20 protein-coding genes and 1 riboswitch are annotated in these 25,184 nt (G+C 60.7%); of the genes, 11 read left to right on the forward strand and 9 right to left on the reverse strand.

Going from position 1 to position 25,184, the window contains the following annotated elements; translation table 11 throughout:
- Positions 1–6: 6 nt before the first annotated feature.
- The 8 genes from QD408_RS14430 to QD408_RS14465 all read right to left on the reverse strand — a co-directional run bounded on the left by QD408_RS14430 (position 7) and on the right by QD408_RS14465 (position 10,672).
- Positions 7–804 (reverse strand): creatininase family protein, encoded by a 798-nt coding sequence (locus tag QD408_RS14430; RefSeq protein WP_088682431.1) that lies wholly within the window; start codon positions 802–804, stop codon positions 7–9.
- A gap of 261 nt (positions 805–1,065) precedes the next feature.
- Positions 1,066–2,877, reverse strand: coding sequence for an allophanate hydrolase (gene atzF, locus QD408_RS14435; protein WP_088682430.1), 1,812 nt, complete (start codon positions 2,875–2,877; stop codon positions 1,066–1,068).
- A 3-nt stretch (positions 2,878–2,880) separates the two neighbouring features.
- On the reverse strand, positions 2,881–6,420 hold the full coding sequence (uca, locus tag QD408_RS14440) for an urea carboxylase (protein WP_414139777.1): 3,540 nt from the start codon (positions 6,418–6,420) through the stop codon (positions 2,881–2,883).
- Between the two features lie 2 nt (positions 6,421–6,422).
- Positions 6,423–7,073: an urea amidolyase associated protein UAAP2 gene (locus QD408_RS14445; RefSeq protein ID WP_414139778.1), complete on the reverse strand. Its 651-nt coding sequence runs from the start codon at positions 7,071–7,073 to the stop codon at positions 6,423–6,425.
- Positions 7,074–7,083: 10 nt separating this feature from the next.
- Complete coding sequence (locus QD408_RS14450) at positions 7,084–7,905, reverse strand: urea amidolyase associated protein UAAP1 (protein WP_414139779.1); 822 nt, start codon at positions 7,903–7,905, stop codon at positions 7,084–7,086.
- The gene (locus QD408_RS14455) at positions 7,902–8,726 is read right to left on the reverse strand and encodes an ABC transporter ATP-binding protein (RefSeq protein ID WP_414139780.1); all 825 of its coding nucleotides are present in this window, start codon (positions 8,724–8,726) and stop codon (positions 7,902–7,904) included. The genes QD408_RS14450 and QD408_RS14455 overlap by 4 nt, the downstream gene beginning before the upstream one ends.
- On the reverse strand, positions 8,723–9,541 hold the full coding sequence (locus QD408_RS14460) for an ABC transporter permease (RefSeq protein WP_414139781.1): 819 nt from the start codon (positions 9,539–9,541) through the stop codon (positions 8,723–8,725). The genes QD408_RS14455 and QD408_RS14460 overlap by 4 nt, the downstream gene beginning before the upstream one ends.
- A gap of 57 nt (positions 9,542–9,598) precedes the next feature.
- Positions 9,599–10,672, reverse strand: coding sequence for a putative urea ABC transporter substrate-binding protein (locus tag QD408_RS14465; protein WP_414139782.1), 1,074 nt, complete (start codon positions 10,670–10,672; stop codon positions 9,599–9,601).
- 74 nt (positions 10,673–10,746) lie between these two features.
- A riboswitch (guanidine-I (ykkC/yxkD leader) is annotated at positions 10,747–10,858 on the reverse strand.
- Between the two features lie 732 nt (positions 10,859–11,590).
- On the opposite strand from QD408_RS14465, the gene QD408_RS14470 reads away from it, so the two are divergent.
- The 3 genes from QD408_RS14470 to QD408_RS14480 all read left to right on the forward strand — a co-directional run bounded on the left by QD408_RS14470 (position 11,591) and on the right by QD408_RS14480 (position 14,747).
- Positions 11,591–12,814, forward strand: a complete 1,224-nt coding sequence (locus tag QD408_RS14470; protein ID WP_414139783.1) for an ATP-binding protein — start codon at positions 11,591–11,593, stop codon at positions 12,812–12,814.
- A gap of 461 nt (positions 12,815–13,275) precedes the next feature.
- Positions 13,276–14,049 carry a fumarylacetoacetate hydrolase family protein gene (locus tag QD408_RS14475; RefSeq protein WP_088682422.1) on the forward strand — a complete coding sequence of 258 codons (774 nt, stop codon included), beginning with the start codon at positions 13,276–13,278 and terminating at the stop codon, positions 14,047–14,049.
- A 164-nt stretch (positions 14,050–14,213) separates the two neighbouring features.
- On the forward strand, positions 14,214–14,747 hold the full coding sequence (locus tag QD408_RS14480; protein ID WP_088682421.1) for a carboxymuconolactone decarboxylase family protein: 534 nt from the start codon (positions 14,214–14,216) through the stop codon (positions 14,745–14,747).
- Between the two features lie 203 nt (positions 14,748–14,950).
- On the opposite strand, the gene QD408_RS14485 is transcribed toward QD408_RS14480, so the two are convergent.
- Positions 14,951–16,174, reverse strand: coding sequence for a LacI family DNA-binding transcriptional regulator (locus QD408_RS14485; protein WP_245313544.1), 1,224 nt, complete (start codon positions 16,172–16,174; stop codon positions 14,951–14,953).
- Between the two features lie 148 nt (positions 16,175–16,322).
- Here QD408_RS14485 and QD408_RS14490 point away from each other — a divergent pair, with 148 nt between their 5' ends.
- The 8 genes from QD408_RS14490 (at position 16,323) to QD408_RS14525 (ending at position 25,155) form a co-directional block, all read left to right on the forward strand.
- On the forward strand, positions 16,323–17,168 hold the full coding sequence (locus tag QD408_RS14490; protein ID WP_190237440.1) for a branched-chain amino acid ABC transporter permease: 846 nt from the start codon (positions 16,323–16,325) through the stop codon (positions 17,166–17,168).
- 2 nt (positions 17,169–17,170) lie between these two features.
- On the forward strand, positions 17,171–18,913 hold the full coding sequence (locus QD408_RS14495; RefSeq protein ID WP_088682419.1) for an ABC transporter permease subunit: 1,743 nt from the start codon (positions 17,171–17,173) through the stop codon (positions 18,911–18,913).
- Complete coding sequence (locus tag QD408_RS14500; protein ID WP_088682418.1) at positions 18,903–19,610, forward strand: ABC transporter ATP-binding protein; 708 nt, start codon at positions 18,903–18,905, stop codon at positions 19,608–19,610. Before QD408_RS14495 ends, QD408_RS14500 begins: the two co-directional genes overlap by 11 nt.
- Complete coding sequence (locus tag QD408_RS14505; protein ID WP_088682417.1) at positions 19,600–20,178, forward strand: cupin domain-containing protein; 579 nt, start codon at positions 19,600–19,602, stop codon at positions 20,176–20,178. Before QD408_RS14500 ends, QD408_RS14505 begins: the two co-directional genes overlap by 11 nt.
- Positions 20,179–20,238: 60 nt before the next feature.
- Complete coding sequence (eno, locus tag QD408_RS14510; RefSeq protein WP_088682416.1) at positions 20,239–21,555, forward strand: phosphopyruvate hydratase; 1,317 nt, start codon at positions 20,239–20,241, stop codon at positions 21,553–21,555.
- Positions 21,556–21,653: 98 nt separating this feature from the next.
- Complete coding sequence (locus tag QD408_RS14515; RefSeq protein WP_414139784.1) at positions 21,654–22,655, forward strand: VOC family protein; 1,002 nt, start codon at positions 21,654–21,656, stop codon at positions 22,653–22,655.
- Positions 22,656–22,714: 59 nt separating this feature from the next.
- Entirely contained in the window at positions 22,715–23,929 is a 1,215-nt protein-coding gene (locus QD408_RS14520; protein ID WP_414139785.1) for an amino acid ABC transporter substrate-binding protein, read from the forward strand.
- 107 nt (positions 23,930–24,036) lie between these two features.
- Complete coding sequence (locus tag QD408_RS14525; protein ID WP_414139786.1) at positions 24,037–25,155, forward strand: alcohol dehydrogenase catalytic domain-containing protein; 1,119 nt, start codon at positions 24,037–24,039, stop codon at positions 25,153–25,155.
- Positions 25,156–25,184 lie beyond the last annotated feature (29 nt).

The raw sequence follows: 25,184 nt of genomic DNA on the forward strand, positions 1-25,184 counted from the left end.
ACGGGCCTATTGCGAATAAAGATTGGAAAGCGGATAGCGCTTCAGGTCGCAGAGCAATTCGATGAAGCCCTTGATCTGATGGCGGCAGATCGCTTCGCCCTTTTCGGCTGTCCCGAGCGAAGCGTCGCCGACGACGCCGTTGGGATTGAGGTCGTGCGCGATCCAGGCGAGCGAATGCGGTGGCAATGGCTGTATGTATTTCGATTGGCCGCGCATCCATTCCGCCTTGGAGGTGAAATTCTCCGCCTTCTCCATCCGCACCAGATCAGGCCGGAAATGCAGCATGAGCGACGTTTCCACTTCGCCGCCATGGATGCCGTATTTCAGCTCGTGGTCGCTGATCATCCCCTCGGGATGGCCGAAGCGGCCCCATTGCGTGGCGACGACGGCCATCGCGTGGCGCACGCGCAGCTCTCGCGCCACGATGCTCATGATATCGACATTGCCGCCATGTGAATTGACGATCACCATCTTGCGGATGCCGGCTTCGGCAACCTTGGTGCCGATCGCGGTCCAGACCGGAATGAGCAGCTCCGCGGAGAGCGAGAGCGTCCCCGGCCCATAGATATGTTCATTCGCCTTGCCGATCTCCTGCGTCGGCAGGACCAGGAAATCGAGGTCGTCCGGCTTCTGCTTTTTCAGCTCGGCCAGCATGCCGCTGGCGATCGCCACGTCGGTGGCGATCGGTAGATGCGGGCCGTGCTGTTCCGTCGAGGCGATCGGCAGGATGGCGATGGTTGTTTCGGGTGAAAGTCCGGCGAAGTCGGAGCTATTCAGTTCGTTCCAGTAGAATGGCATTGCCATCGCCGCGCCTCTCGTTGCTTTTCAAGCAGGAGTAGGGAAAATCATTGCGCGCGAAAAGCATCAATTTGCGCCCATCCCGATGCCTTTTAGATGCCGGTGAAGCAGCTGGCGCTCCCTGAAGAGTGGAGCTCATGGCAAGCGTGGCACATCTGTCGATTTATCACGATCGCTTGCCCGCCCATATCGCGCCGGTCCTGGCAATGAGGCCCCTGAGAACGAACTGCGCTGCCTTTGATAGAAGTTTTTGCATCCCATCTCCTTTCAGGACGCCGGACTGGTTGCGCTGACATAGTTGCGCCAGCCGCCGAATTCGGTGATCTCTCGTCCACCGGCGACGGCATGACCCTCGCAGAGAAATCCGGTCAGGCAACTTCCATCGTCGAGGGTGATCTTGCCCACACCCAGCGGAGCCGGAATGTTCTGCACGAAACGGGCGAATGCCGACGGTGGCAGGGCCCAGACTTCGATCTCGACGCCATTGCCCGCAAAGCTGGGATCACGAACCAGCCCCGGCTTGGGTGGGATTGTGCCATGGAGCGCAAACAGCCGGTAGCTGCCATCCGTGCGTCCTGTCTTCAACCTGTAACCACTCGCCCGCGTCAGCTCATGGTTCAACGGCATATCCGTCAGATGCGCGCCGACGACCACGATCGGAACGAAGTCATCGGCCGGAGCCGCCACCCGGCTTGCCTCCGGCAAGGCGGCCTTGCGATCCTGCCCCATGCCGGCCTTCGCCGCCCGGTGCATGGCGTCGGCGAAGGAGGCAAGCGCGTCATCGGTGAAGGCGGGGCCGATCAGGGTCACGCCGGCCGGGAGATGACCGTTGGCGTCGAAGCCGGCTGGAACGGCGATCGCCGCACAATCGAGCAGATTGGCGAAGTTGGTGTACCGGCCGAATTGGCCGTTCTTCATGATCGGATCCGCCATCATTTCTTCGACCGTATAGGTGGTCGGCGAGGTCGGCAGCATCAGGATGTCGGCTTTTTCCCATTCCTTTTCGGTCTTTTGGCGCAGCGCTTCGAGCTTGTAGCGGCCTTCGAAAGCGGCGACCGCGTCATAGGCTCTCGCGCCCTCGATGATGGTGCGAACCGTCGGGTCGAAGTCGGCGGCATTCGTGGCAATAAAATCCTTCACAGCCGCCAGCCGTTCGGCGACCCAGGGCCCGTTGTAGAGCAGCTCTGCCGCCTGCCGGAACGGTGCGTAGTCGAAAGGCACGACCGTTGCGCCGAGGGCGCGCGCCCTTTCGATTGCGGCATCATAGAGAGCCTCGACATGGCTGTTGCCGAAGAATTCCCGTTCTGCTCCGTCGAGCACACCGATCCGCAAGCCAGCGGTGGGCAGGCTGGACGGAACGGCCCTGCGCGAGAACGGATCGGCGGCATCGTAGCCCTCCATCACCTTGCGGATCGCAACGCCGTCGCCAACCGTTGCAGCAAAGACGGTGACGACATCGACGCTGCGGCAGGCAGGCACGACACCGACATTCGGCACCAGTCCCGGTGTCGGCTTGATGCCGACGAGATTGTTGAAGGCCGCCGGCACGCGTCCGGAACCGGCCGTGTCGGTGCCGAGCGCGAAGCTTGCCAGGCCGGAGGCGACGGCAACCGCCGAGCCGGAGCTCGAGCCGCCCGACACATAGTTCTTGTCGAAGACGGAACGCGGGGCACCGTGAGGCGAGCGCGTGCCGTTGAGGCCGGTGGCAAACTGATCGAGGTTGGTCTTGCCGATCACGATTGCGCCTGCAGCCCGCAGTCTTGCAACGACGGTTGCGTCGCGCTCGGGATCATAGGCGAAAGCGGGGCACGCGGCCGTGGTCGGCAGACCCTCCACATCGATATTGTCCTTGACCGCGAACGGAATGCCCCAGAGCGGCAGGCTGTTCGGCTCAGGTGCCCGTTCCATGAGGGCGCGTGCTTCGGCCCGCAACGCTTCATCCGGCGTCGGCGTGATAAAGATTGCGGGATCCTCCGAGGCTGCGCGACGGACAATGATGGTCTCGACAACGTCGAGCGGGCTTTGGCCGGCTTCATAGGCTGCGCGAAGGCTGGTCAGATCGAGAATGGTCGGCAGCATGGTTCAGCATTCCTCCAGTACAACAATGATATCGCCCGCTTTGACATTGCGGCCGGGGCCGGCACGCAGGTCGCGGACGCGGCCCGGCGCATGTGCGGTGACGTTGATTTCCATCTTCATGGATTCGATAATGGCAAGCGTGTCGCCGGCCGCAACCGGTGCGCCCGGCTCCACCAGCAGTTTCCAGATATTGCCGGGCACGGCGCTGGCAACACCGAAGCAGCCTTCCGGGATATCTCCATCGGGGCTTTCGCCGGTGCCCTCGTCGGTGACGAAGCTGTCGAGCCCGGCCTCCTTCCAACGCTGGCGTTCGGCCTCGAAGGCGGCCTGCTGGCGGGCCTTGAAGGTCGCGATGGAGGCGGCATTTGCCTGCAATTCCCGCTCATAGGCGGCGTAGGAGAACTCCGTCTCCTCGATCCGGACAGGATAGCCGCCATGCGGGAAGGCGCTGCGGGCTTCCGCCAATTCCTGATGGCTGACCGGGAAGAAGCGGATCTGATCGAAGAAATCGAGCAGCCACGGTTTGTCCTTGGCGAAGACCGGCGTCTGCCGCCAGCTGTTCCATACCTGAATAGTGCGGCCGAAGAGCTGGTAGCCGCCGGGGCCTTCCATGCCATAGATGCACATATAGGCACCGCCGATGCCGACGGCATTTTCAGGCGTCCATGTTCGGGCCGGATTGTACTTCGTCGTCACCAGTCGTTGGCGCGGATCGACGGGGGTCGCCACCGGTGCGCCGAGATAGACGTCGCCGAGGCCGAGCACGAGGTAGCTCGCATCGAAGACGACGTCACGCACGGCCTGTTCGTCTGCCAGCCCGTTGATGCGGCGGATGAACTCGATGTTGTCAGGGCACCAGGGCGCATTCGGACGCACGAGTTCCTGATATTTGCGCATCGCAAGTGCCGCATCCGGATCGTTCCAGGAAAGCGGCAGATGGACGATGCGGCTCGGCACCTTGACGTCCTGGGCCGCAGGCAGGCTCGCCTCGATTTCGGCCAGCAGGCCGAGCAGGCGGTTGCGGGTCAGCGTCGTGCCGTCATAGTGGATCTGCAGCGAGCGGATGCCGGGCGTGAGATCGATGATGCCGGGCAGACGTGCCTGCGAGACGGCCTGCATGAGCAGGTGCACCCTCAGCCGCAGGGCGATATCGAGCGTCATCGGCCCGTATTCGACCAACAGATTGTCATCGCCCTGGCGGCGGTAGACGACAGAGACAGGCCCGTCGTCGCTTTTACCGACGATAGGCGAGCCGGCGTGCTGTTTCGCCCGATGCACCACCGGACCGGCGATGGGATCTTCGGGCCGCGCAACGGGATGAAAGCGAATGCGGTCGCCGGGCTTGAACTGGCCCATTTTCCACTGCTCTTCGCGGGCGATAACCGCCGGGCAGACGAAACCGCCGAGGCTCGGCCCGTCCGGTCCGAGGATGATCGGCATGTCGCCGGTAAAATCGATCGCGCCGATCGCATAGGCATTGTCATGCAGGTTGGAGGGATGAAGGCCGGCCTCGCCGCCATCGCTGCGCGCCCATTTCGGGGCTGGGCCGATCAGGCGAACGCCGGTGCGGGCGCTGTTGAAATGCACCTCGTAACTCGTCGAAAACAGCGTCTGGATATCGACATCCTGGAAGAAATCAGGCGCGCCATGCGGACCGTAGACGACGCCGACCTCCCATTCGCGCGTCAGTTCCGCAGGCTCGGTTGCCGGCTTCGGCGCATCGGCGGCCGCCTGACGGGCAAGATGCAGCACATGGCCGGTCTTCAGCGTGCCGGTGGCGTTGCCGCCGAACTGGCCGAGCCCGAAGGTGGCGCGCGAGCCGAGCACGACGGGCGCGGCAAAGCCGCCTGACACGGCGAGGTAAGCCCGCTGTCCCGGTCCCTCGATGCTGCCGACTGTGAGGATCTGACCGGCGCGGATGGTCACGGCCTTGCCATGCCGCAGTTTCACGCCGTCGACGCTCATTGCCATCCCGGCGCCGGCAAGTGCGACCACCGTGTCGGTATGGAATTTCAGCACCGGGCCGGAAACCGTCAGCTCCAGTGCTGCGACCATGTCGCCATTGCCGACGAGACGGTTGGCGTGACGGAAGGAACGCTCGTCCATCGGGCCGCTCGGCGGCACGCCGACATGCCAGAGGCCAAGCCGGCCCGGCAGTTCCTGGAGGCTCGATTGTGCGCCCGGCGCGATCACCTCGATGACATCGGGCACGAAGGAAAAATCGCGTAGCGCGGTCGTCGCCACCTTGCCGCTCGCTAGAAGTTCGGAGCTCGCGATGGCCCTGAGATAGTCGAGATTGGTTTCGATGCCCGATATCGATGTTTCCGCAAGTGCCGCCTTCAGCTTTTCGATCGCAGCCGGGCGATCCTCGGCCGACACGATCACCTTGGCGAGCATCGGATCGTAGAAGGGCGTGACATCAGTGCCGGTCTCGATCCAGCCGTCGATGCGTGCGTCCCTGGGGAACGCCACCTCGGTCAGCAGGCCCGCACTCGGGCGGAAATCGGCATGCGGCATCTCGGCATAGACGCGCACTTCGATCGCGGCCCCTTTCGGCTGCAGAGCCTCCGCACCGGACAGCACATCCTCGCCTGCGGCCTGGCGGATCATCCACTCGACCAGGTCGATCCCGAACACGGCTTCGGTGACGGGATGTTCGACCTGCAGGCGGGTATTGACCTCGAGGAAATAGAATTCCTCGCGCAGGGGATCATAGATGAACTCCACGGTGCCGGCGGATTCGTAGGAGACCGCAGAACCAAGATCGACAGCCGCCTTATGCAGGCGGGCGCGGGTTGCGGCGGAAAGGCCGGGAGCGGGTGTCTCCTCGACCACCTTCTGGTTTCGCCGCTGCAGCGAGCAATCACGCTCGCCAAGCGCAATCACCTTGCCTTTGCCGTCACCGAAAAGCTGGACTTCCACATGACGGGCTGCAGCGACGAACCGCTCGATATAGACGCGCGCATCGCCGAAGCTTGCCCGCGCCGTGCGCTGCACGCTTTCGAAGGACGCCTTCAGGCTTTCGGGATCGGCGCAGAGCTGCATGCCGATGCCGCCGCCGCCGGCCGTGCTTTTCAGCATGACGGGGTAGCCGATCGTCTCTGCCGCCGAAAGCGCTTCATCGGCGCTCGACAGCAGGCCGGTGCCGGGCAGCAGCGGCACGCCGCTTGCCTTGGCGAGTTCGCGGGCCGTATGCTTCAGGCCGAAGGCCGAGAGGTGTTCGGGCCGCGGGCCGATGAAGGTGATGCCTTCGGCAGCGAGGCGTTCGGCAAAACCGATATTTTCCGACAGGAAGCCGTATCCAGGATGCACCGCCTCTGCCCCTGTCGCCTTGCAGGCGGCAATGACGGCGTCGACATTGAGATAGCTTTCGCCGGCAGGCGCCGGCCCGAGACGGATCGCCTCATCCGCCATCATTGCGGGCTTGGCGAAGCGGTCGGCATCGGAATAGACGGCGACGGAGGCTATGCCCATCCGTCGCAGCGTCTTGATAACCCGGATGGCGATTTCGCCCCGGTTGGCGATCAGGACTTTCTTGAACATGCTCAGTCCTCGCCGTCCCAGATCAGCACCCGGATCGGCGTCGGATCGAAGCCGTTGCAAGGGTTGTTGATCTGTGGGCAGTTGGAGATGACGCAAAGCACGTCCATCTCCGCGACGAGTTCCACATAGTCGCCCGGCGCCGAAATGCCGTCGACGATCGTCATCTCGCCATTCGGCCTGATCGGCACGTTCATGAAGAAATTGATGTTGGGCACGATGTCGCGCTTGCCCATTCCGTGTTTGCTGACCTCGAGGACGAAGTTGTCGCGGCAGGCATGCAGGTATTTCGTGCCATGGCCGAAGCGCACCGTATTGCTTTCGCAGGAGCAGGCGCCGGCCGAGGTGTCATGGCGGCCGCAACTGTCAGCCGTCATGGTCAGCATGACATTGCCTTCGTTCGACATGATCTTCGTGCCGATGCCGATATAGGCAGCACCCTGCATGCGCATCGTATCCTGATTGGAATAGCGCTCGGAGAAATCATCGGCACGGTAGAAGAGCGTGTCGATCGCCTGCTGGCCAAGGCTGTCTTCGATGCGGATCGTCTGGCCCTTGCGCACAATGCCGGACCACGGAGCTTCGGCCGGAATGAAATGATCCTGCGCGGCATTCTGCAGGGTGCGGGCAGGGGAGGTCTGAATGAAATCGGACATCGTCATCTCCTCAGGCCAGCATCAGGGCGTTGTTTTCGAAACCGCGCGCTGCTTCGGCCGTTGCCGTGCGGCAGAGATCGTCAGCAGCCGAGATTGCCGCCTTGTAGCGGGTGATGACGACAGGCTTCGGCTGATAGGTGGGATCGGGATCGAGCGGATGCGGGCAAGTGGAAAAGCCGACCAGCATGTCCATCTCGGCACGCAGTTCGACATAGTCGCCGCTGTTGGAGCGCTTGCCTTGCCAGCCGAACCCACCGCCCTCGGCCAGGCGGACGGGCGCGAAAAGATTGAGGATGCCGGGAATATCGCGCCTGTCGAGGCCGAGCTTGACGGCGACGAGGATCAGATTGTCGCGGGTATTGCGTATCTTCTCGCCCGGATATTTCGCGGCATTCGAGGCAGCCGTCGAACCGCCCATCAGGCAGTCATGGGCGCCGGAGCTATCTTCGATCATCGAGAACATGACGCGGCCCATATCGGAGAAGATCACCCGCCCCTTGCCGAGTGCGGTCGTCCACTGGACCTTGGCGGTATCGACGAGATTGATCCGCTCGCTCGTATCGCCGGCATTCCAGGCAACGAGCGCCACGGTGGAATTGCCCTCGGCCTGATCGATGCGGATCGCCTCGCCGCGCAAGAGTTTCGTCGACCAATACCAGCCGCCGGGAATGGTCTCCTGGTGGATGACGGCGGCAGCATCGATGGCCGGCGCCGGCAGCGGGCTTGGGCCGGGAAGCGCCTTGGGGGCGAATTCCAGACCCTTCTTCTGGTGCTCCTCGTAGCGCGCGCGATTGGCGGCGATCTCTTCCGGCGAGCGTCTCACATGCATCATAGCGTCTCTCCTGATGATGCCAGGTCGTCCCGGCTGTGGCCCAGGGAAGAGACCGGGCCGTCCCGGTCAGGGCTGAAAATCGATGACTGGCCGGCAAGACGTGGCGGCCAGATGGAAATATCCTTGGTGATGGTGGCGCCGTAGCGCTCCTTCTCTTCCGGCCGATCGCGGCGGCGTTCGAAGGCGACGACGCGGTTGGCCAGCGTGAAAGCCTCGCGCATATCATGCGTGACCATGACGACGGTCATCTGCGTTTCATGCCAGAGCCGCTTCATCAGTGTGTGGATCTCGGCGCGGATGCCGGGATCGAGCGCGCCGAAGGGTTCATCGAGCAGCAGCACCTTCGGCTTCATGATGAGCGCCTGGGCGAGCGCCAGGCGCTGCTGCATGCCGCCGGAAAGCTGGGCCGGATATTTGCCCTCCGAACCGGCGAGCCCGACCTCGGCAATCAGCGCACGTGCTTCCTCGATGGCGTTGCGGCGTGCGGCGCCGAAGAGCTTGGCTTTGTAGCGCGCGGCGGAAAATTCCTTGCCGAGCAAGACATTGCCGAGCACCGTCAGGTGGGGAAAGACGGAATAGCGCTGGAAGACGACGCCGCGATCCGGTCCCGGCTCCGGCGGCAGAGCTTCACCGTCGAGCAGGATCCTGCCCTTCGTCGGTTGCTCCTGGCCGAGCAGCATGCGCAGGAATGTGGTCTTGCCGCAGCCGGAGGGGCCGACAAGGGCGACGAAGGCACGCGAGGCGACGGCCAAGGATACGTTTTCGAGCACGATCTGATCGCCATATTCCTTCCAGACCCTTTCTATCTTCAGTTCGCTCATGTCTGCTTCTCCAGTTCGGACCAGGGGAAGACGGCGATGCGCAGGCGATCGAGCAGGGCGTTCATGACAACGGCAAGCAGAGTGATCCAGACGACATAGGGAAAGATGATGTCCATCGAGAGATAGCGGCGGACGAGGAAGATGCGGTAGCCGAGGCCGGAATCCGACGAGATCGCCTCGGCCGCGATCAGGAACAGCCAGGCCGGACCGAGCTGCAGTCTGAGGCAGGTGATCAGCCGCGGCAGGATCTGCGGCAGCACGACACGCAGGCCGATCTGCCAGGAGGAGCCGCCGAGCGTCTCGGCCTTGACGATCTGTTCGCGGGGCAATTCCAGCGCCTTCAGCGCGAGGTCGCGGATCATCGTCGGTGCGACGCCGATGACGATGAGGGCAATTTTCGATGTTTCGCCGAGCCCCATGACGATGAACAGGATCGGCAGCAGCGCCAGTGGCGGCACCATGGAGATCACGGCGACGGAGGGGGAAAGCAGTGCTCTGAGATAGGGCAGCATGCCGATTAGCATGCCCAAGGCGAGCGCGATCGCCGTCGAGATGCCGAGGCCGGCAAGCAGGCGGACCAGGCTCGCGCCCGTGTCCGACCAGAGCAGAAACTCGCCGGTACGCGGGTCGGCGACGAAGGCCAGGCGGTTGATCGCATCGGCAAAGCCGGCAAGGCTCGGTAGAAGCTTGTCATTGGCGTTATCCGCCAGTCGCGCGGCCGAGCCGAAGGCATAGGCAAGGGCGAGAAGCACGAAGGGCAGCATCGTCAAGGCGAATTGCGCGCCCCGGCTCGGCCTCGTGTTGATCCAACGCATGGGAATGCTCCGCTGATGAAGGGAAGGGGCGCGAGCCAAGCCGCGCCTCCGTTGCGATCAGAGCGAACCGTCGGCGGCTGCCTTCATATAGGTCTCGGTGAAGCGCAGCTTCACATTGCCGGCGTCGCCCAGCACCTTGCCATCGGGCATTTCGATGCCAATAACGTCAGCCGACGGCGCTCCATTGCCGAGCAAGCCTTTCTCGAAGAGGAAGTTGCGCACCAGATCCATGGTCTTCGGCAGATTCGGCGAAGCGGTGAAGGCAACGGCATCGGCCGGCTTGTCGAAGAGCTTGGTGGCGGCGAGCTGGGCTTCGAAGCCGGCGAGATCGGTGCCCGACGCCGAGCCCATGGCCTCGCGGGCTGCCTTGCCCTCGGCGGTGTCTGCCCGCAGCAATGCGGCCGTCTCATACCAGATGCCGGCGAGCGCCTTGCCGAAGTTCGGATTGTCTTTCAGCACGCCGCTATTGGCGACCATCAGGTCGATGATTTCGCCCGGCACCTGCGAACTGTCGAAAACCTTCTTGGCCGAGGGATCTTCGAGAATGGTGGAGACCAGCGGGTTCCAGGTGACGACGGCGGTGACGTCTGAGGTCTTGTAGGCGGCCACCATGTCGGCATCAGATGTATTGACCACCTTCACGTCGCGTTCCGTCAGCTGGATGCTTTCGAGCGCACGGGCGAGCAGATAGTGCGACACGGAGAATTCGACGAGATTGACGCTCTGCCCCTTGATATCGGCAAGGCTCGCCTTGTCCTTCAGGATCACGGCGTCATTGCCATTCGAGAAGTCGCCAACGATCACGGCCGTCGTATCGACGCCGCCGGCGGCCGGGATCGACAAACCGTCCATATTGGTCAGTGTCACGGCGTCGAAGGCGCCGGCCGTGTATTGGTTCATCGATTCCACATAATCGTTGAACTGCGTGACCTCGATCTTGATGCCGTATTTGTCGGCCCATTTCTTGACAATGCCGTGGTCGGCCGCGTAACCCCAGGGCATCCAGCCGACATAGATCGACCAGGCCACCTTGAATTCGGACTTCTGTTCCGCCTCTGCGACGGAAGCAACCCCGAGCATCAGCGATACCGCCAGCGCCGTGGTGGAGACAATCTTCGAAAAAGTCTGCATTGAAATTCCCCTTCTGCTTTTCTTCAAAAGGGATCGGCAAAGACCATCGTGCCACCAATCCCTTGGCTTACGAGGTCTCCCGGGCTTTTGTCCCGCCGTGCACCCGCCGGGATTTCTCCCCCGTCGGTGGTGGCTCTCGGACCAGCCGCACTTCTGAAAAGCGCCGGAACCCTAGCCACCAACTCGGCACATTCCACGCAAGAGGTGTGCCAGCTTATAACGTGTTGATTTTTCTCGCCTCAGTCTCTTGGGTTGTTTGGCATTGTGTACACTTGCAGCATTTTGCTCAATATTTGAGCATTTTCCAAGGCCCAGCTGAGACGGCTCTGGATGCGAGACAGGAGCCGGGCGGCGCTATGCTAATGTTGTCTGATCGTGCCAAGTCGAACTAACGCATACCCCGCACCACCCATTTGAATCAAAAGGTCTGCTCTCATTTCCCTGTCGGTGACGACCTTGATTTGGGTCCATTTGCCTATCTTGGTATCGAGCGGCAGAGGTAAGCCTTCTCGCAGTAAGAGGGTAAGCTCAGGTGCTCTTTCCGACTTATAAATGCAAATCCTCATCGCACGGCGCCCCACTGCACAGATTTGTGACAGTTATATTGCAGTGCGCCACCAATTATTGCAATGCCGCAAACCCTTTTCCGCAAATCCGCTTCTTTTGAAGGTAACGGTCGACCACTCAGCTTCCAGCAAAGCAGCGGAAATATGTGACTCGCCAGCCCAGAGAGAAACTTTTCATAATGGCAAATCAGCGAAAGGTTCAGCAGCGCCTGCGCGGCCTCTCACCTACCTGATGCCGCAGTCTGGCATGCCACTTACTTTAAATTAGCGCTACGCCGATTTCAAATGGCCACGCCTTGACTTTCAATCGGTCATAACCATAGTTTCAAACGGTCATAAAAGGAATGAGGCTGTGGCGCTGTATCCAAGGCTGGTTGAGCAACGCGTTGCCGACGCCATGTCAGACACGCGAGTCGTTCTGATCGTAGGTCCCCGACAATCAGGAAAAACGACGTTGGCCAAGAAGATGGCCAACGAGAGGATGGAGTATCACACGCTGGATAATGCGACGACGCTCAACGCAGCGCGACAGGATCCAGTTGGCTTTGTAAGACGTATGGATCGCGCCATCATCGATGAAATTCAGCGTGCTCCCGAGCTGTTGTTGGCCATCAAGGAAAGCGTGGATGCCGACGAGCGCCCAGGACGTTTCCTCCTGACCGGTTCGGCCAATCTCATGACGCTGCCACGCGTGGCGGATTCGCTGGCAGGGCGCATGGAGGTCGTTCAATTGTTGCCGCTGGCGCAAAGCGAGATCCGGACCGCCGGCAGCAGCTTCCTGCGCGACGCCTTTCAAAACGAAGCCAAGGCCGGAGAACCGATCGTCGGAGACGACCTGATGGCTGCGGTTCTGGCCGGTGGATACCCCGAGGCATTGGGCCGCAAAACCTTGAGCCGCAGACAGGACTGGTATGCGAATTATATCCAGGCGATCGTCCAACGCGACGTTCGCGATGTCGCGCAAATCGAGCAGATTGCTCAAATGCCGCGCCTGCTACGCATTCTGGCGGAACATTCGGGACAGCTGGTGAACTATTCCGGAATTGGTGCGGCCATCGGGATGAACCACGTCACAACGCAAAAATATGTCGGTATCTTCGAGAGCCTGTTCCTGGCCCGAACCGTACAACCCTGGTTTTCCAACAAGCTTAAACGTCTCACGAAGACACCGAAAATACATTTCCTCGATTCAGGTCTCCTCGCATCCCTTCGTGACCTTTCTCTCGAGAGGCTCCGGGACGACAGGGGTCAGTTCGGGCCCTTGCTGGAGACTTTCGTTTTTGGCGAGATCCTTAAACTCGCCAGCGGTGGGCAAACCCACTTCGAATTTTCGCATTTTCGTGACAAGCAGCAGAACGAAGTCGATATCGTCATCGAAGACAGAAGAGGGCGGATCGTCGGTATCGAGATCAAAGCGGCAGCATCCGTCTCGAATTCCGATTTTTCGGGATTGCGAATTTTGGCCGAAGCATCCGGAGATCGGTTTGTTTCGGGTATGGTCTTGTACGACCATGACAGGGTGATCCCTTTCGGGGAACGTTTGTCCGCTGTGCCAATATCGGCGTTGTGGAATTAGCGCCTGGGAAATTTCGTTGCAGTCTCCAGACCCGAGCATTCTTGAAACTTCGACGGCGTCGACGAATAATGGACCTCAGGTTCGATTCCTATCAACTGCAAAAAAACAGGAATTTTGCTTTGCCTGAATGTGCTTCAGCGATTCCGGACGCCAGTCTTGCGCCGGCGGGAACAGCTGTAAAGCGTCGTGGAACGTCCATAGCGATTAGGAAATTGACGCCAGAACGAGATTGAGCCTCTTTTAAATGGAAACGCTCTGGGGCTCAGCGAGGAACCCTGGTTACCCATCTTCAGACCAAGCTTCCAAATGTCAGGCGGTGGAGGCGCCCCTGGTATTCCTGGACGCCTGCTCATTCCTGCGCTCGATACGGGTTAGTTTCTCAGATCCGACTGGAGCAAGGTCGAAGTGCGTTGACGAAGTCCTCGGACTTGCGCTAACGTTAGCAAAAATGGAGGTCAAAAATGAAAATTGTCCGCTATCAGGCCGTCGACGGAATTTACTACGGTGTCGAAAGTGAGGGCAGGATCGAGCGGATTGCTGGTGATCCTTTCCTGGTCATCGAGCGGACGGGGCAAGTGGACCGCCTTTCCGACGTCCGCTTACTGTGCCCCGTCGAGCGGCCTCGGATATTTGGCGTCGCGTATAATTACCGGCAGCACACCGACGAATCCGGGAAGGAGCAGCCGACGCTTCCGGTGCTGTTCATGAAGCCGAGCACGGCCGCGAGCGGTGACGACGACGCCATAGAATATCCGATTGACGGCGAAATCGTCCACTACGAGGCTGAACTGGTTGCCGTTATCGGCAAGGGCGGACGCCATATCAGCAAGGAACATGCTTTGCAGCATGTTTTCGGCTACACCTGCGGCAACGACATCAGCGACCGCATCATCCAGCGGCAGGAGAGCAAATTCGGCTGCCTGCTGGCGGGCAAGGGCTACGACACTTTTGCCCCGATGGGGCCGGCGATCGTGACGGATCTCGATCCGACGAACCTCGACGTCATCCTTCGCCAGAACGGCAGCGTCAAACAGTCCGGGAATACGCGAGACCTCGTCTACCCGGTTGCCGACATCGTTGCTTACCTGAGCCGCTTCATGACGCTGCTGCCCGGCGATGTGATCATGACCGGTACGCCCGCCGGCGTCGGGCCGATCGTTCCCGGCGATGATCTCGAGGTCGAAATTCCCGGGATCGGCGTCTTGAAAAATCCTGTGGTTGCCGCACTGCACTAAGTGGGACTCGAGCGGAAATCTGGTCGGGCGGATTGGAGGTATAAATTCCGGTTGACCTTCAATCTTTGAATGCTATTAATGCTAACGTTAGCATCTGCCGGCGACAGGTTCTGCACCGGATGGCCAGGCAGGAGATTTGTGAAGACAAGGCAGAGGGTGGAGAAATGGCACGCGTAAAATATGTCTCGAACTGTGAACTCGCCGAGACGCAACCCGCATTGAATGAGCGCCTGCTGAAGGAGAGGAAGGTTCCGACCGGAAATATCTTCCTTGCGCTCGCCAATGCTCCGGCAATTCTCGACGACTTCCTGACCTATGCGAATGCGGTCCGGGCTGCCGACCTCAGCCCGAGGCTGCGCGAGATGGCAATCCTGACGGTCGGCTACTGCACGAACTCCGAATACGAGGTGAAGCACCATCATTCTCATGGCCTCAAGGCAGGCTTGACGGAGGAGCAGTTCCAAGCCATCCCGCATTTCGAAACCTCCGACCTTTTCAACGAGCAGGAAAAGGCTGTGATGGCCTTTGCCAAGGACTCCACGCTGAACGTCGATGTTTCCGATGAAGTGTGGAACGGCGTCGCGAAGTTCCTGTCGGAGAAGCAGCTTGTCGAACTGTCGATCAATGTCGCCTGGTACAATTCCGGCGTTCGTCTCATGGGTGCGCTGAAGATCGATCTTGAAGAAGGATACAGGTGAGCAAACGGGTGGCGCGGAAACTGCATCCGCCGCAGCTTGCCGCGTCGTCTTGGCGGCGGCTCATCAAATAATCCAGAGCCTTCAGCGTCCGGTCCTGGAATATGGGATGAATCACAGCCAATCAAAGAGAGGTGCGCGCCGCGGGGCGGGCGCCTCTCTTTGATCTGGTGGGCCGCGGCGGGTGTCTGCAGCCTGCCGGCGTTTCAGGGAGCGCCCGTGCTGCCGCGAATGACCAGTTGTGGCGGAGAGATGAAGCTGTAAGGCTTGCTAAGGTCACCCTTGTTTTGAAGGTGGTGCAGGAACCAGAGCCCGCAAGCCGTAGCCAGCTCCGAAACAGGCAATTGGACCGTCGTCAATCCAGGCCCCCACCACCGATACCCAAGCTCATCGCCAAATCCGACGACCGAAATATCTCGAGGGACACTCAAGGCCTGGTCCTGGATTTCGTCAATGACTCCGGAGGTGTTTTGAACTGCGCCGATCACCAGCGCCGTCGGTCGATCCTTTAGGGAAAGCAGGCGGCGCACGGCCTCCCGTCCGAATTCGGGCGAGGAGGGCGCGCCAAGCTCCTCGTGAACGGTGATGGTTCGGCCGGCGCTTTTGACGGCGTCCCGGAAACCCTGCACGCGCGCCGCGCCGGTGGGCAGTTCTTCCGTACCGCCGATATAGGCGATCCGTTTGTGACCTGCATTGATGATATGTTCGGTGCTCTCGTAAAGCGCCCGCCTGTCATCGATCCCAAACCATTGGTCGCCGAGCAGCGGCGCCTTTCGCAGTAATTGAATGTGCGGCGTCATCTTCAGGATTCGCGCGGAATCGGGATGAGGTTTTGCGCTCGGGACCAGAATGATCCCTGCGACGTTGACGCTCGTGAGTTCCCTGATGTGGCGAAGCTCGTGCATTCTGTCGTCATCGGTTTCGCACAAGGTCAGCTGGTAATTCGCCGAAAGAAGGCACTGCGAGAGAGCGTGGGCAATCGTCGAGTAAAAGTTGTTCCGGATATCTGGAACGATCAGCCCGACGAGATTGCTCTGCACTCCGCGCATCATGCGTGCAGCACGATTGGCAACATAGCCCGCTTGAGCTGCGGCTTCGTTCACCTTTCGCTTCATCTCGGCGCTGATCCGGCGATCGTCGGCCAGGGCGCGGCCCACGGTCGAGGGGGAAACTTGAAGTATCGCCGCTATGTCTTTAATTGTTACCATTGTGTGTGGCTCGGAATTGTCGATTTGGCCAACGATAGCATTGGCGTCGCGGTTGTCAAACCTTCCGTACCGTTTAAGTAGCAATCTTTTGATTTTTCGCCACCTGCACTTGGCCGACGTCGCCGATAGCGTTGTTAAATAAAAATATTTCAAATACTTAAGTCTATCGATCCCAATTGCTGCGCCGATGGCGGCGCGCTCGCACAGGCGCTTCGGAGCCAATTAACTTCTTCAGAGCCGTTGACAGGAGGCCCGTGCTGTGGGACGAATGTTTGTGCAAACGTTAGCGCAAACGGGAGGAGGCATAACGTATGGATGTTCTGGTGTTCCTGGCATCGATCATCACGTCCGCAGAGGGACGTAGATTCTGATGACCGTCGCTCTTTTCCTGCAATCCGCTGTCGGCGGCGTCCTGTTGGGCGGGATCTATGGCCTGCTGGCGATGGGTCTCAGCCTGAGCTGGGGTCTGCTGAAGCTTGTGAACCTCAGTCATTTCGCGCTGGCGTTCCTCGGCGCCTACCTGACCTACCAACTCGGCACCATTTATGGCGTTCCGGCATATTTGAGCGCTCTCATAATCGCGCCACTGTTTTTCGCGCTTGGCGTTGCGCTGCATAGCGTGTTCGTGCGCTTCAAGGTGAAGGAATTCGCATCTCTCCTGGTGACCTTCGGCGTCACGATCCTGATCGAGTCTCTGATCCAATGGATCTGGTCGGCGGACTTCCTTCGTTATGAAACACCCTATGCCCAGACCACCATCCGGCTCGGTCCGATCTTCGTGCCCGTATTGGATCTCTCAGCCTTCGTCTGCGCCGGGGTGCTGGCCGGGGCAGCCTGGTACGCGTTGAACAAGACCATGCTCGGCAAAGCGCTGCGTGCCGCTGCCCACGACGCCCCCGTCGCGTCGGCTTTCGGCATCAACTCCACCCGCGTCTCATACATTCTGGCTGGTCTTTGCTCAGCCACAGCCGGTATCGCGGGTGTCTTCATCGCCCTGATCGGAACTTTGGCGCCATCTCAGATCGAGGCCTGGATCGGGGTCGTATTTGCCGTCGCCATCATTGGAGGATTGGGCAGCCCGATCGGCGCGCTGGGCGCCGGAATGCTGATCGGCGTGGCCGAGAGCCTGACCATGTCCGTCGTGAATCCCGCGTGGGCGCCGCTTGTGGCATTCAGCGTCCTCATCGTCATCCTCCTGCGCAAACCGGTGATTTGACCATGAAAAAGCTTCTAACCACAGCGCCGGTCGTTGGGATTTTGGCCTTGCTGCCTTACCTCGGAATGGCGGATTACTACCTTTCCTACCTCTACATCATCTTCTTCTGGGTCGTGCTGGCGACGAGCTGGGGCATCCTCAGCGGTTACACGGGCTACTGGAGCTTCGGTCACGCCGCATTCTTCGGGATTGGCGTCTACACCACAGCCACGCTCACCACGCAATTGTCTTGGCCGTTCGTTGCGACAATCCCGGCCGCGGCACTGATTGCGGCCGCGATCGCTGTCCTGATCGGCTTGGTCGTGTTCCGCTCCGGAGCCTTGCGCGGGGAGTTCTTCGCGCTGCTGACGCTGTCGGTGACCTTCGTCGTCGCCGCCATCGTGTCAAACACCTCGCTGGACTCAGGTACGGGCGTGTTCCTCTCGGGGATCGAAATCCCGATGATCGGCGTGACGGCGTCCGGTTCCCTCTACATGTTCGGGCTTCTCGCGGCTCTGGCTGCGCTGGCGACGTCCTACTTCATCTTTCACAGTAAATTCGGGCAGGGCTTGCTTGCCATCCACGATGATGAAGACGTCGCGGAGGTGAAGGGCGTTCCGACCTTTCGCTATAAGCTCATCTCGTTTGCCGTCTCGTCGGCGCTTGCCGGCGCGATGGGGGCGATCCATGCGGTATATGTGGGCTACGTCACGGTTGGCGAGACGTTTGCGGTGACCGTTCCTCTTTATGTCGTGCTCATGAGCATCCTCGGCGGTGCTCGCCATTGGGCCGGTCCTGCCATCGGCGCGGTCATCATCACCGTGCTGCAGAGCGCGATCGTCAGCGGCGCGCATGCAGAATTCGGCCGCGCGGGCGTCGCTCTTGCGCTGATCGTTGTCATCCTGGTGCTGCCGTCCGGCATCGTTCCGAGCCTTATTCGCAGGTTTGCCGAAAAGCGCGGTGGAATTGCCATGCCGCAGGCGGCGGTTCAGGCTGCAACCCTGCTTGCGCCTTCAACTGCTGACGGTTCCAGCCCGGTGCTCCTCAAATGCGAGGACGTCACAAAGTCCTTTGGCGGTATCCGGGCCCTGACCGGCGTGACCCTCGACGTTTTCCGAGGTGAAATTCTGGCCCTGGTCGGGCCGAACGGTTCCGGCAAGTCCACGCTGATCAACATGATCAGCGGCCACTACACCATGACCTCCGGCAAGATCACACTGGAAGGCGAAGAGATCTCCGGTCGATCCCCGCATCTGATCGCGCAGCAGGGCGTGGCGCGGACGTACCAGATCCCGCGCCTGTTCGACAATCTGACCGTCCTCGAAAACGTTCAACTCTGCGCAAAATTCGGCAGCGCCGATGGCATGGGCGCGGCTGAGGTCGAGGCGGTCACCAGCGAGGCGCTTGCCTTCACCGGCCTGGCCGACAAGGCCAACGTGCTTCCCGAAGCCTTAAACCTGCATGACCGAAAGTTTGTCGAATTCGCCAGAGCGCTGGCCGCAAAACCGCGGCTGCTGCTGCTCGACGAGGTGCTCTGCGGCCTCAATCCGGCCGAGGTCGACCACGCGGTTGAAATGATCAAGCGGATCAAGGCCGGCGGTACGACGATCATCTTCGTCGAGCACCTGATGAGGGCGGTCGTCGCGCTGGCGGACCGTGTCGCGGTGCTGGATCAGGGCAAAGTTCTGGCGCTCGGGCATCCTGGCGAAACGATGAGAGATCCAGCCGTGATCAGCGTATATCTGGGAGGCAGTCATGCTGCTTGAGGTCGATAAGATCGAGGTCGGTTACGGAGATGCGATTGCTCTTTGGGACCTGTCCATCAGCGTAAAGCCGGGCGAGATCGTTTCCGTCGTCGGCCCGAATGGAGCCGGCAAGAGCACGCTGGTCAACGCCATCGCCGGCATTCTTCGGCCGCACAAAGGAAAGATCGTTATCGAGGGTAACGATGTTTCCAAAGTGCCCAGCCATCGGGTCTGCGACTACGGCATAGCAGTGGTGCCGGAAGGGCGCCGTCTCTTCACGGCGATGACGGTCCTGGACAATCTGTTGCTCGGTGCCTACCGCTCGATCGCTCGTGCTGAGCGTGAGGCCACGCTCGCCGAGGTGTTTCACCTGTTTCCTGTTCTGAAAGAGCGCCAGGATTCATTGGCAGGCTCCCTCTCGGGCGGGCAGCAGCAGATGGTCGCGATCGGCCGCGGCCTGATGGCCAAGCCGCGCGTGCTGCTGATGGACGAGCCGTCGCTCGGGTTGTCGCCTTTGATCGTCGGGGAAATGTTCAAGATCATCCAGATGATCAATGAGCGGGGCGTCGCCGTGCTGCTCGTCGAGCAGAACGTGAACAAGGCGCTCGAAATTGCCCATCAGGCCTACGTGATCGAGCAAGGCCGCGTGACGGCCTCCGGAGCGCCAGAAGTTCTCATCAATGATCCAAGCATCAGGGAGGCGTATCTTGGCATCTGAAAATTCGAGCGGAAGGGTTCCCGTGCATGTTCGACGCGTGGTGACGGAGCACTCCAGTCAGGGTGTCGCCGGCTTCGCTGAGGACGGCGCCGTTCCGCGCACGGACATATTCAGAACGATCCCCGGCTTGGTGTCGCGGATGATCTGGTCGACGTCGGCTTCCACGACCCTTCCATTCGACGGAACCGATCCAACTGCCTCGGTGACGAGCTTCGTTCCCGAGCTCGGCGAAACGCGATTTCTAGTGCTAACGTTCCCACCGGATGCCGTTTTCATGTCTCCGGATTTCGACGGTCCGGCAGCCATGACTGAGAATCTGGCGGTCAGCCCAGGCTTGGCCGAACGCTTCGAGCCGGATGGCAAACATCAAACACCCACCGTCGACTATGGAATCGTCCTCGACGGTGAGATCTGGATGGAGCTCGACGATGGCAATGAGACCCGCTTGGGTCCGTTCGACGCCTTCGTACAGAACGGTACGCGTCATGCCTGGCGAAACAAAAGCGACAGACCGGCAACCATCGCCGTGGTGCTGGTTGGTGCGAAACACTCCGATACGACGGATTAAGACGACGGCCTGTCGGCCTCGATGATCCAAATTTCAACCTGACTTGTGGACAAACTGAACATGATCAACACCGAAATCCGAAAAGTGCAGGGTCGTCGCGTCTGGGATTCCCGTGGCAGGCCCACTGTCGAGGTGGAGATCGAATTGGCCTCCGGTGCGACCGGCAGGGCCATCGCTCCCGCCGGCGCATCGACCGGCACCGGCGAAGCACTCGACCTTCGTGACGGCGGCAGCGCCCTTGCCGGCCTGGGTATCAACAAGGCCCTGACCGCCGTCAACGGTGAAATCGCCAGGTTGCTGATTGGCCGGGATGCCAGGGATCAAGCCGAAGTGGACCGCGCCATCATCAACCTGGACGGCACTGCGAACCGGAGCAGGCTGGGTGGAAATGCATCGGTGGCAACGTCGATGGCGCTGCTTCACGCGGCAGCGGCAGCCGCCGATCAACCGATCTGGCGGTATCTCGCGGGTTCCGACAGGGGAATTACGATGCCGCTGCCGGAAATCCAGATCTTTGGCGGCGGCGCGCACGCGGCGCGCCGGGTAGACGTTCAGGATTTCATGATCATGTGCCCTGCCGCCTCGACGTTCTCGGAGGCTTTGGAGTGGACCGCAGAGGTTTATCGCGCAGCAGGCGACATCATGAAGCGCGCCGGCAAGCTCCAGGGCGTGGCGGACGAGGGAGGCTACTGGCCTGCTTTTACCAGCAATGAAGAGGCTCTCGACGCCTTGGTTCGCTCGATCGAGGCCGCGGGCCTGAAGCCAGGCGCCGACGTCGCGATATCGCTCGATATCGCGGCTTCCGAATTCGGTCGCGAAGGTAAGTATTCGCTGGCCTTGGAAGACCGGCAGCTCGATACGGCCAAAATGATCGACATGCTTGGCGGCTGGTTGAAGGCTTACCCGATCGTCTCCATCGAGGATCCGCTTGCCGAGGACGATCCGGATGGCTTCAAGGAGTTCACCGCCCGCTACGGCTCCAGATGCCAGATCATCGGCGACGACTTCTTCGTGACGAACGCGGCGCGTGTCACCGAAGCGATCAAGGAGAAAAGCGCCAATGCGGTTCTGATCAAGCCGAACCAGGCGGGCACGATCACAGAGACATTCGAGGCGCTTTGCGTGGCCAAGAAGGCGGGTTTCCGGACGATCGTTTCGGCCAGATCCGGTGAGACGGAAGATGTGACGATCGCCCATCTGTCGGTCGGCTGGGATGCCAAGCAGCTCAAGGTTGGATCGTTCTCCCGCTCCGAACGGATGGCCAAGTGGAACGAGGTCCTCCGGATCGAGGAAGCCCTTGGAAAAGAGGCTTCGTTCGCCGGCTGGTCGGCGCTAGACTTGGCTGAAAAGCCGGCCGCGGCTGTCGCTGTCGGTTAGAATTTGGATGGGCCGGCTGCTGCTCTCGCTCGAAAACAGGCGTTGACAAAAGACTTGGCCATTTTATGCTAACGTTAGCAAAATTCGACGAGGGCAACATGCTTCCGGCCGTTAATCTGAAACCTCCGTTCAACATCACGCGCTTCAGCCATGTCGTGCTCGATGTCGATGATGTGGAGCGCAGCCGAGATTTCTACGTCAATGTCGGCGGCCTAGTCGAAACAGAATTCGCCGACGGTGTTTCCTATCTTCGCGGATTGTCCGAGGCCTGCCATCACAGCCTCGTGCTCGCACCTGCCGACGGGAAGCCGGCGTGCAAGCGGATCGGTTACCGGGTGTTCCTGGAAGAGGATCTCGAGAAGGCCAAGATCTTCTTCGATGAGAAAGGGCTGCCGGCGGAATGGGTCGAAGTTCGAAACCAGGGGCGGACTCTGCTTGTCAGCGATCCGTCCGGTGCGCGTATCGAGCTTTGCTCCAGCATGAGCGTCCATCCCCGCAAGTTTCTCGAAGTGCATGAACATCGTGGCGCCCGAGCCCAGGGCCTCGACCATTGCCAGGTCATGGTTGCCAATCCGCTGGCTCTCAGCGCATTCTATGGCGAGCTCGGTTTCCGGACTTCGGAATATATCGCGGCAGGCGACGATCTCATTGCGAACTTCATGTATCGCAAAGGTGTCTGCCTCGACTTGGCCTTGGTGCCCGGTATCGGTCCGCAGCTGCATCATTTCGCTTACACGGTTGCAGAAAGCAGCGACATCTTCGCCGTGTGCGATTTCGCCAGCCGTTATGGCTATGGAGACAGCGTCGAGCGGGGGCCTGGACGACATGGACCTTCGGGAGTCCTGTTCGTCTATCTGCGTGATCCCGATGGGCATCGGGTGGAGTTCTTCAACAATCATTACACCACGATAGACGCGGAGTTGGAGCCCATTCGCTGGGATGCGGCATCCCTCAGCACCAACGTGCATTGGGGCATGCCGGCCGTCTCGAAGTGGTTCTTCGAGGCCAGCGAATTTACGGGAGTGCCGCTGGAGCGCCCCGAAAAAATGCCGAACCCTATGACGCTGGAACGCTACGCGGAAGCGCTGGCGAAGCGCTGAGGCCTGCCGCCGGCGGCAGGGATTGATAATGACATGCCGGAAGCACTTGGGAGGATGAGATGAGTGCGAATTCCATTATACTGAAGAGACGAGCATTCCTCGGGTCTGCAGCCGCAGTAGCAGCTTTCAGCTCGATACCGAGGGTTTTTGCCCAGGAGGGGCCGATCCGCGTCGGCGGAACGCTGCCGTTGACGGGTCCGCTCGCGGGTGTGGGCGCAATCCACAAGCTCGCGGCCGAGGTGTTCGTCGAACAGATCAACGCCAAAGGCGGTATTCTTGGACGAAAGGTGGAATTCGTCCTTCTCGACGACCAATCGCTTCCCGCCAATGCGCGAACCCTTTACGAGCGCCTGGTGACGGCCGATAAGGTCGATCTCCTGATGGGCCCCTATGGCACGTCCTCGATTATCGCGGCAATGGGTGTTGCCGCTCGATTCAAGAAGCTGCTTGTTCAGAGCAGCCTCGGCGACCCGAGCCTCGCGCCCTATCCGCTACAGTTCCCCTCTCTTCCGATCGGGGCCGAGCCGCAATTGACCGACACCGAGATCGTTCTCGATGCCTATGCGAGCCTGCCGACCCCTCCGAAGACGATCGCTTTCGTCACGAGCAAATTCCCCTCGGCTCTGACGATCGCCAAGGGCGGCCAGCAGGTCGCAGAGAAGCGTGGTATCAAGAGCGTGCTGGACCTCGAATACGAGTTCGGCACGAAGGATTTCGGTGCAATCGCCAACCGCATCAAGGCGGCTGATCCGGACCTGCTGTGGTCCGGCGCGATCGGCATGGAGGCCGTGCAGCTTCTCGATGCGATGAGCCGGATCGACTATCAGCCAAGAAACCAATTCTACCTGTTCCCGGCGCCCGGCCCGACCGCAGCTCACCCCAAAGCAAACGGCTTGACCTCGCTGACCTGGTTTGAAGAGCACGAGCCCTTCCTCACCTATCACGGCGCACAGGAATTCGTGAGCGCTTACGACAGCAAGGCCAAGGCGGCAGGCTTCCCTTATCCGCGCGCAGAGTATCAGGCGGCCGTCGAATATGCTGCATGGCAAATCCTTGCCGCCGCTGCGGAAGGGGCAGGGAAACTGGACGACGCCGCAATGGCTGCGTGGTTGCGCTCGAATACCGTCGAGACGGTTGTCGGGCCAAGGACGTTCGACGGCAAGTTCAATGCCGGCAAGCCATCGACGAAGCTCAAGCAAGTTCAAGGAAAGGATTGGGTGACCGTCTGGCCCGCGGACTTCCGGCCGGCCGGGAAGGAATTCCCAGCCCCCTGACGAATGCCGCACGGCGCTTTGCCGCGCGCCTGTCTGAAACTGCAAAAAAGCATTCGGTCGGGCACCGTCCGACCGATGTCCCTATGGAGGAGTGAATGGTTAAGACTATGATTGCCGCTCGGCTGCATGCTCTGCATCAGCCGATGTCGCTGGATGAGATTCCGGTTCCCACGCCGCGGCCCAACGACGTTCTGGTACAGGTCAGGGCCTGCGGTATCGTGCCCAACATGGCCAACGTTATCAATAATTGGCCGACCTGGTTTCCCCACCAGCCGCTGCCGAAGTTTCCGGCAGTGTTTGGCCTGGATCCAGCCGGGGTCGTCGCCGAAGTCGGCGAGGCGGTCACCAATGTCAAAATTGGCGATCGCGTATATGTCAGCCCTCTCAGGTCCTGTGGCTCCTGCAAGGCGTGCCGGTCCGGCAACCGCAGTCAATGCCGTTATTACACCTTGAATGGCTACTTCAGCACCAGCCGCGATGGTCAAAGGATCTTCGATCTTTATCCCTATGGCGGCTTCAGCCAATACATGACGGCCCCGGAATATTCCCTCGTGTGCCTGCCGGACAATCTCAGCTTCGAGCAGGCCGGCCGCTTCGGCTACCTCGGTACATCCTACGGCGCCCTGAAGAACGCGCAGGCCGGACCGGGCCAGGTTTGCCTCATCGACGGGATCACCGGTACGCTCGGCGTCGCGACCACCAAGCTCGCTCTTGCGATGGGCCTCTCCAAAATTCTGGGCACCGGCAGAAACAAGGAATTGATGGATCGCATCAAGGCCATCGCTCCCGACCGCATCGACACGATGATGCTCGGCAAAGGCTCGACGGGAGAATGGGCGAAGGCTGAGACCGGCGGCGAGGGCGTGGATTTCGTCATCAGTGCGCTCGGCGCGCGCGCCCCGGCCGCCACCGTGATCGATTCCATGCGCGGCGTTCGCCGAGGCGGCCGCGTGGTTATCGTTGGCGGCGTCGCGGAAGATGTTCCGGTCGACGTGAAATGGCTGATGGACGAGCAGGTTCAGCTCATCGGCTCCAACTGGTTCAGCGCTGCCCAGGGGCAGGAAATGGCCGACATGGTCCGCACCGGCGCACTCGATCTCTCCTATCTCGAGCACAAGATCTATCCCCTCGAGCGGGTAAACGAAGCCATTTCCGGCATCGGCGAACGCGACGGCGGCTTCAGCAACTACGTGGTCGTTCCGCCGGTCCCGGCCTCTTATCAGTAACAATCACCGGCGTCGGCTATCGCCGGCGC

The sequence above is a fragment of the Rhizobium sp. BR 249 genome, from assembly GCF_047445895.1.
In the GTDB taxonomy this organism is placed as follows: domain Bacteria; phylum Pseudomonadota; class Alphaproteobacteria; order Rhizobiales; family Rhizobiaceae; genus Rhizobium.

What these genes read in the sequence shown, in the direction of transcription:
- QD408_RS14430 (WP_088682431.1), bottom strand. Translation starts at nt 804, where the DNA reads ATGGCAATGCCATTCTACTGGAACGAACTGAATAGCTCCGACTTCGCC.
- QD408_RS14520 (WP_414139785.1), top strand. Translation starts at nt 22,715, where the DNA reads ATGAGTGCGAATTCCATTATACTGAAGAGACGAGCATTCCTCGGGTCT.
- QD408_RS14500 (WP_088682418.1), top strand. Translation starts at nt 18,903, where the DNA reads ATGCTGCTTGAGGTCGATAAGATCGAGGTCGGTTACGGAGATGCGATT.
- QD408_RS14460 (WP_414139781.1), bottom strand. Translation starts at nt 9,541, where the DNA reads ATGCGTTGGATCAACACGAGGCCGAGCCGGGGCGCGCAATTCGCCTTG.
- eno (WP_088682416.1), top strand. Translation starts at nt 20,239, where the DNA reads ATGATCAACACCGAAATCCGAAAAGTGCAGGGTCGTCGCGTCTGGGAT.
- atzF (WP_088682430.1), bottom strand. Translation starts at nt 2,877, where the DNA reads ATGCTGCCGACCATTCTCGATCTGACCAGCCTTCGCGCAGCCTATGAA.
- QD408_RS14475 (WP_088682422.1), top strand. Translation starts at nt 13,276, where the DNA reads ATGAAAATTGTCCGCTATCAGGCCGTCGACGGAATTTACTACGGTGTC.
- QD408_RS14495 (WP_088682419.1), top strand. Translation starts at nt 17,171, where the DNA reads ATGAAAAAGCTTCTAACCACAGCGCCGGTCGTTGGGATTTTGGCCTTG.
- QD408_RS14490 (WP_190237440.1), top strand. Translation starts at nt 16,323, where the DNA reads ATGACCGTCGCTCTTTTCCTGCAATCCGCTGTCGGCGGCGTCCTGTTG.
- QD408_RS14450 (WP_414139779.1), bottom strand. Translation starts at nt 7,905, where the DNA reads ATGATGCATGTGAGACGCTCGCCGGAAGAGATCGCCGCCAATCGCGCG.
- uca (WP_414139777.1), bottom strand. Translation starts at nt 6,420, where the DNA reads ATGTTCAAGAAAGTCCTGATCGCCAACCGGGGCGAAATCGCCATCCGG.
- QD408_RS14480 (WP_088682421.1), top strand. Translation starts at nt 14,214, where the DNA reads ATGGCACGCGTAAAATATGTCTCGAACTGTGAACTCGCCGAGACGCAA.
- QD408_RS14455 (WP_414139780.1), bottom strand. Translation starts at nt 8,726, where the DNA reads ATGAGCGAACTGAAGATAGAAAGGGTCTGGAAGGAATATGGCGATCAG.
- QD408_RS14525 (WP_414139786.1), top strand. Translation starts at nt 24,037, where the DNA reads ATGATTGCCGCTCGGCTGCATGCTCTGCATCAGCCGATGTCGCTGGAT.
- QD408_RS14465 (WP_414139782.1), bottom strand. Translation starts at nt 10,672, where the DNA reads ATGCAGACTTTTTCGAAGATTGTCTCCACCACGGCGCTGGCGGTATCG.
- QD408_RS14515 (WP_414139784.1), top strand. Translation starts at nt 21,654, where the DNA reads ATGCTTCCGGCCGTTAATCTGAAACCTCCGTTCAACATCACGCGCTTC.
- QD408_RS14445 (WP_414139778.1), bottom strand. Translation starts at nt 7,073, where the DNA reads ATGTCCGATTTCATTCAGACCTCCCCTGCCCGCACCCTGCAGAATGCC.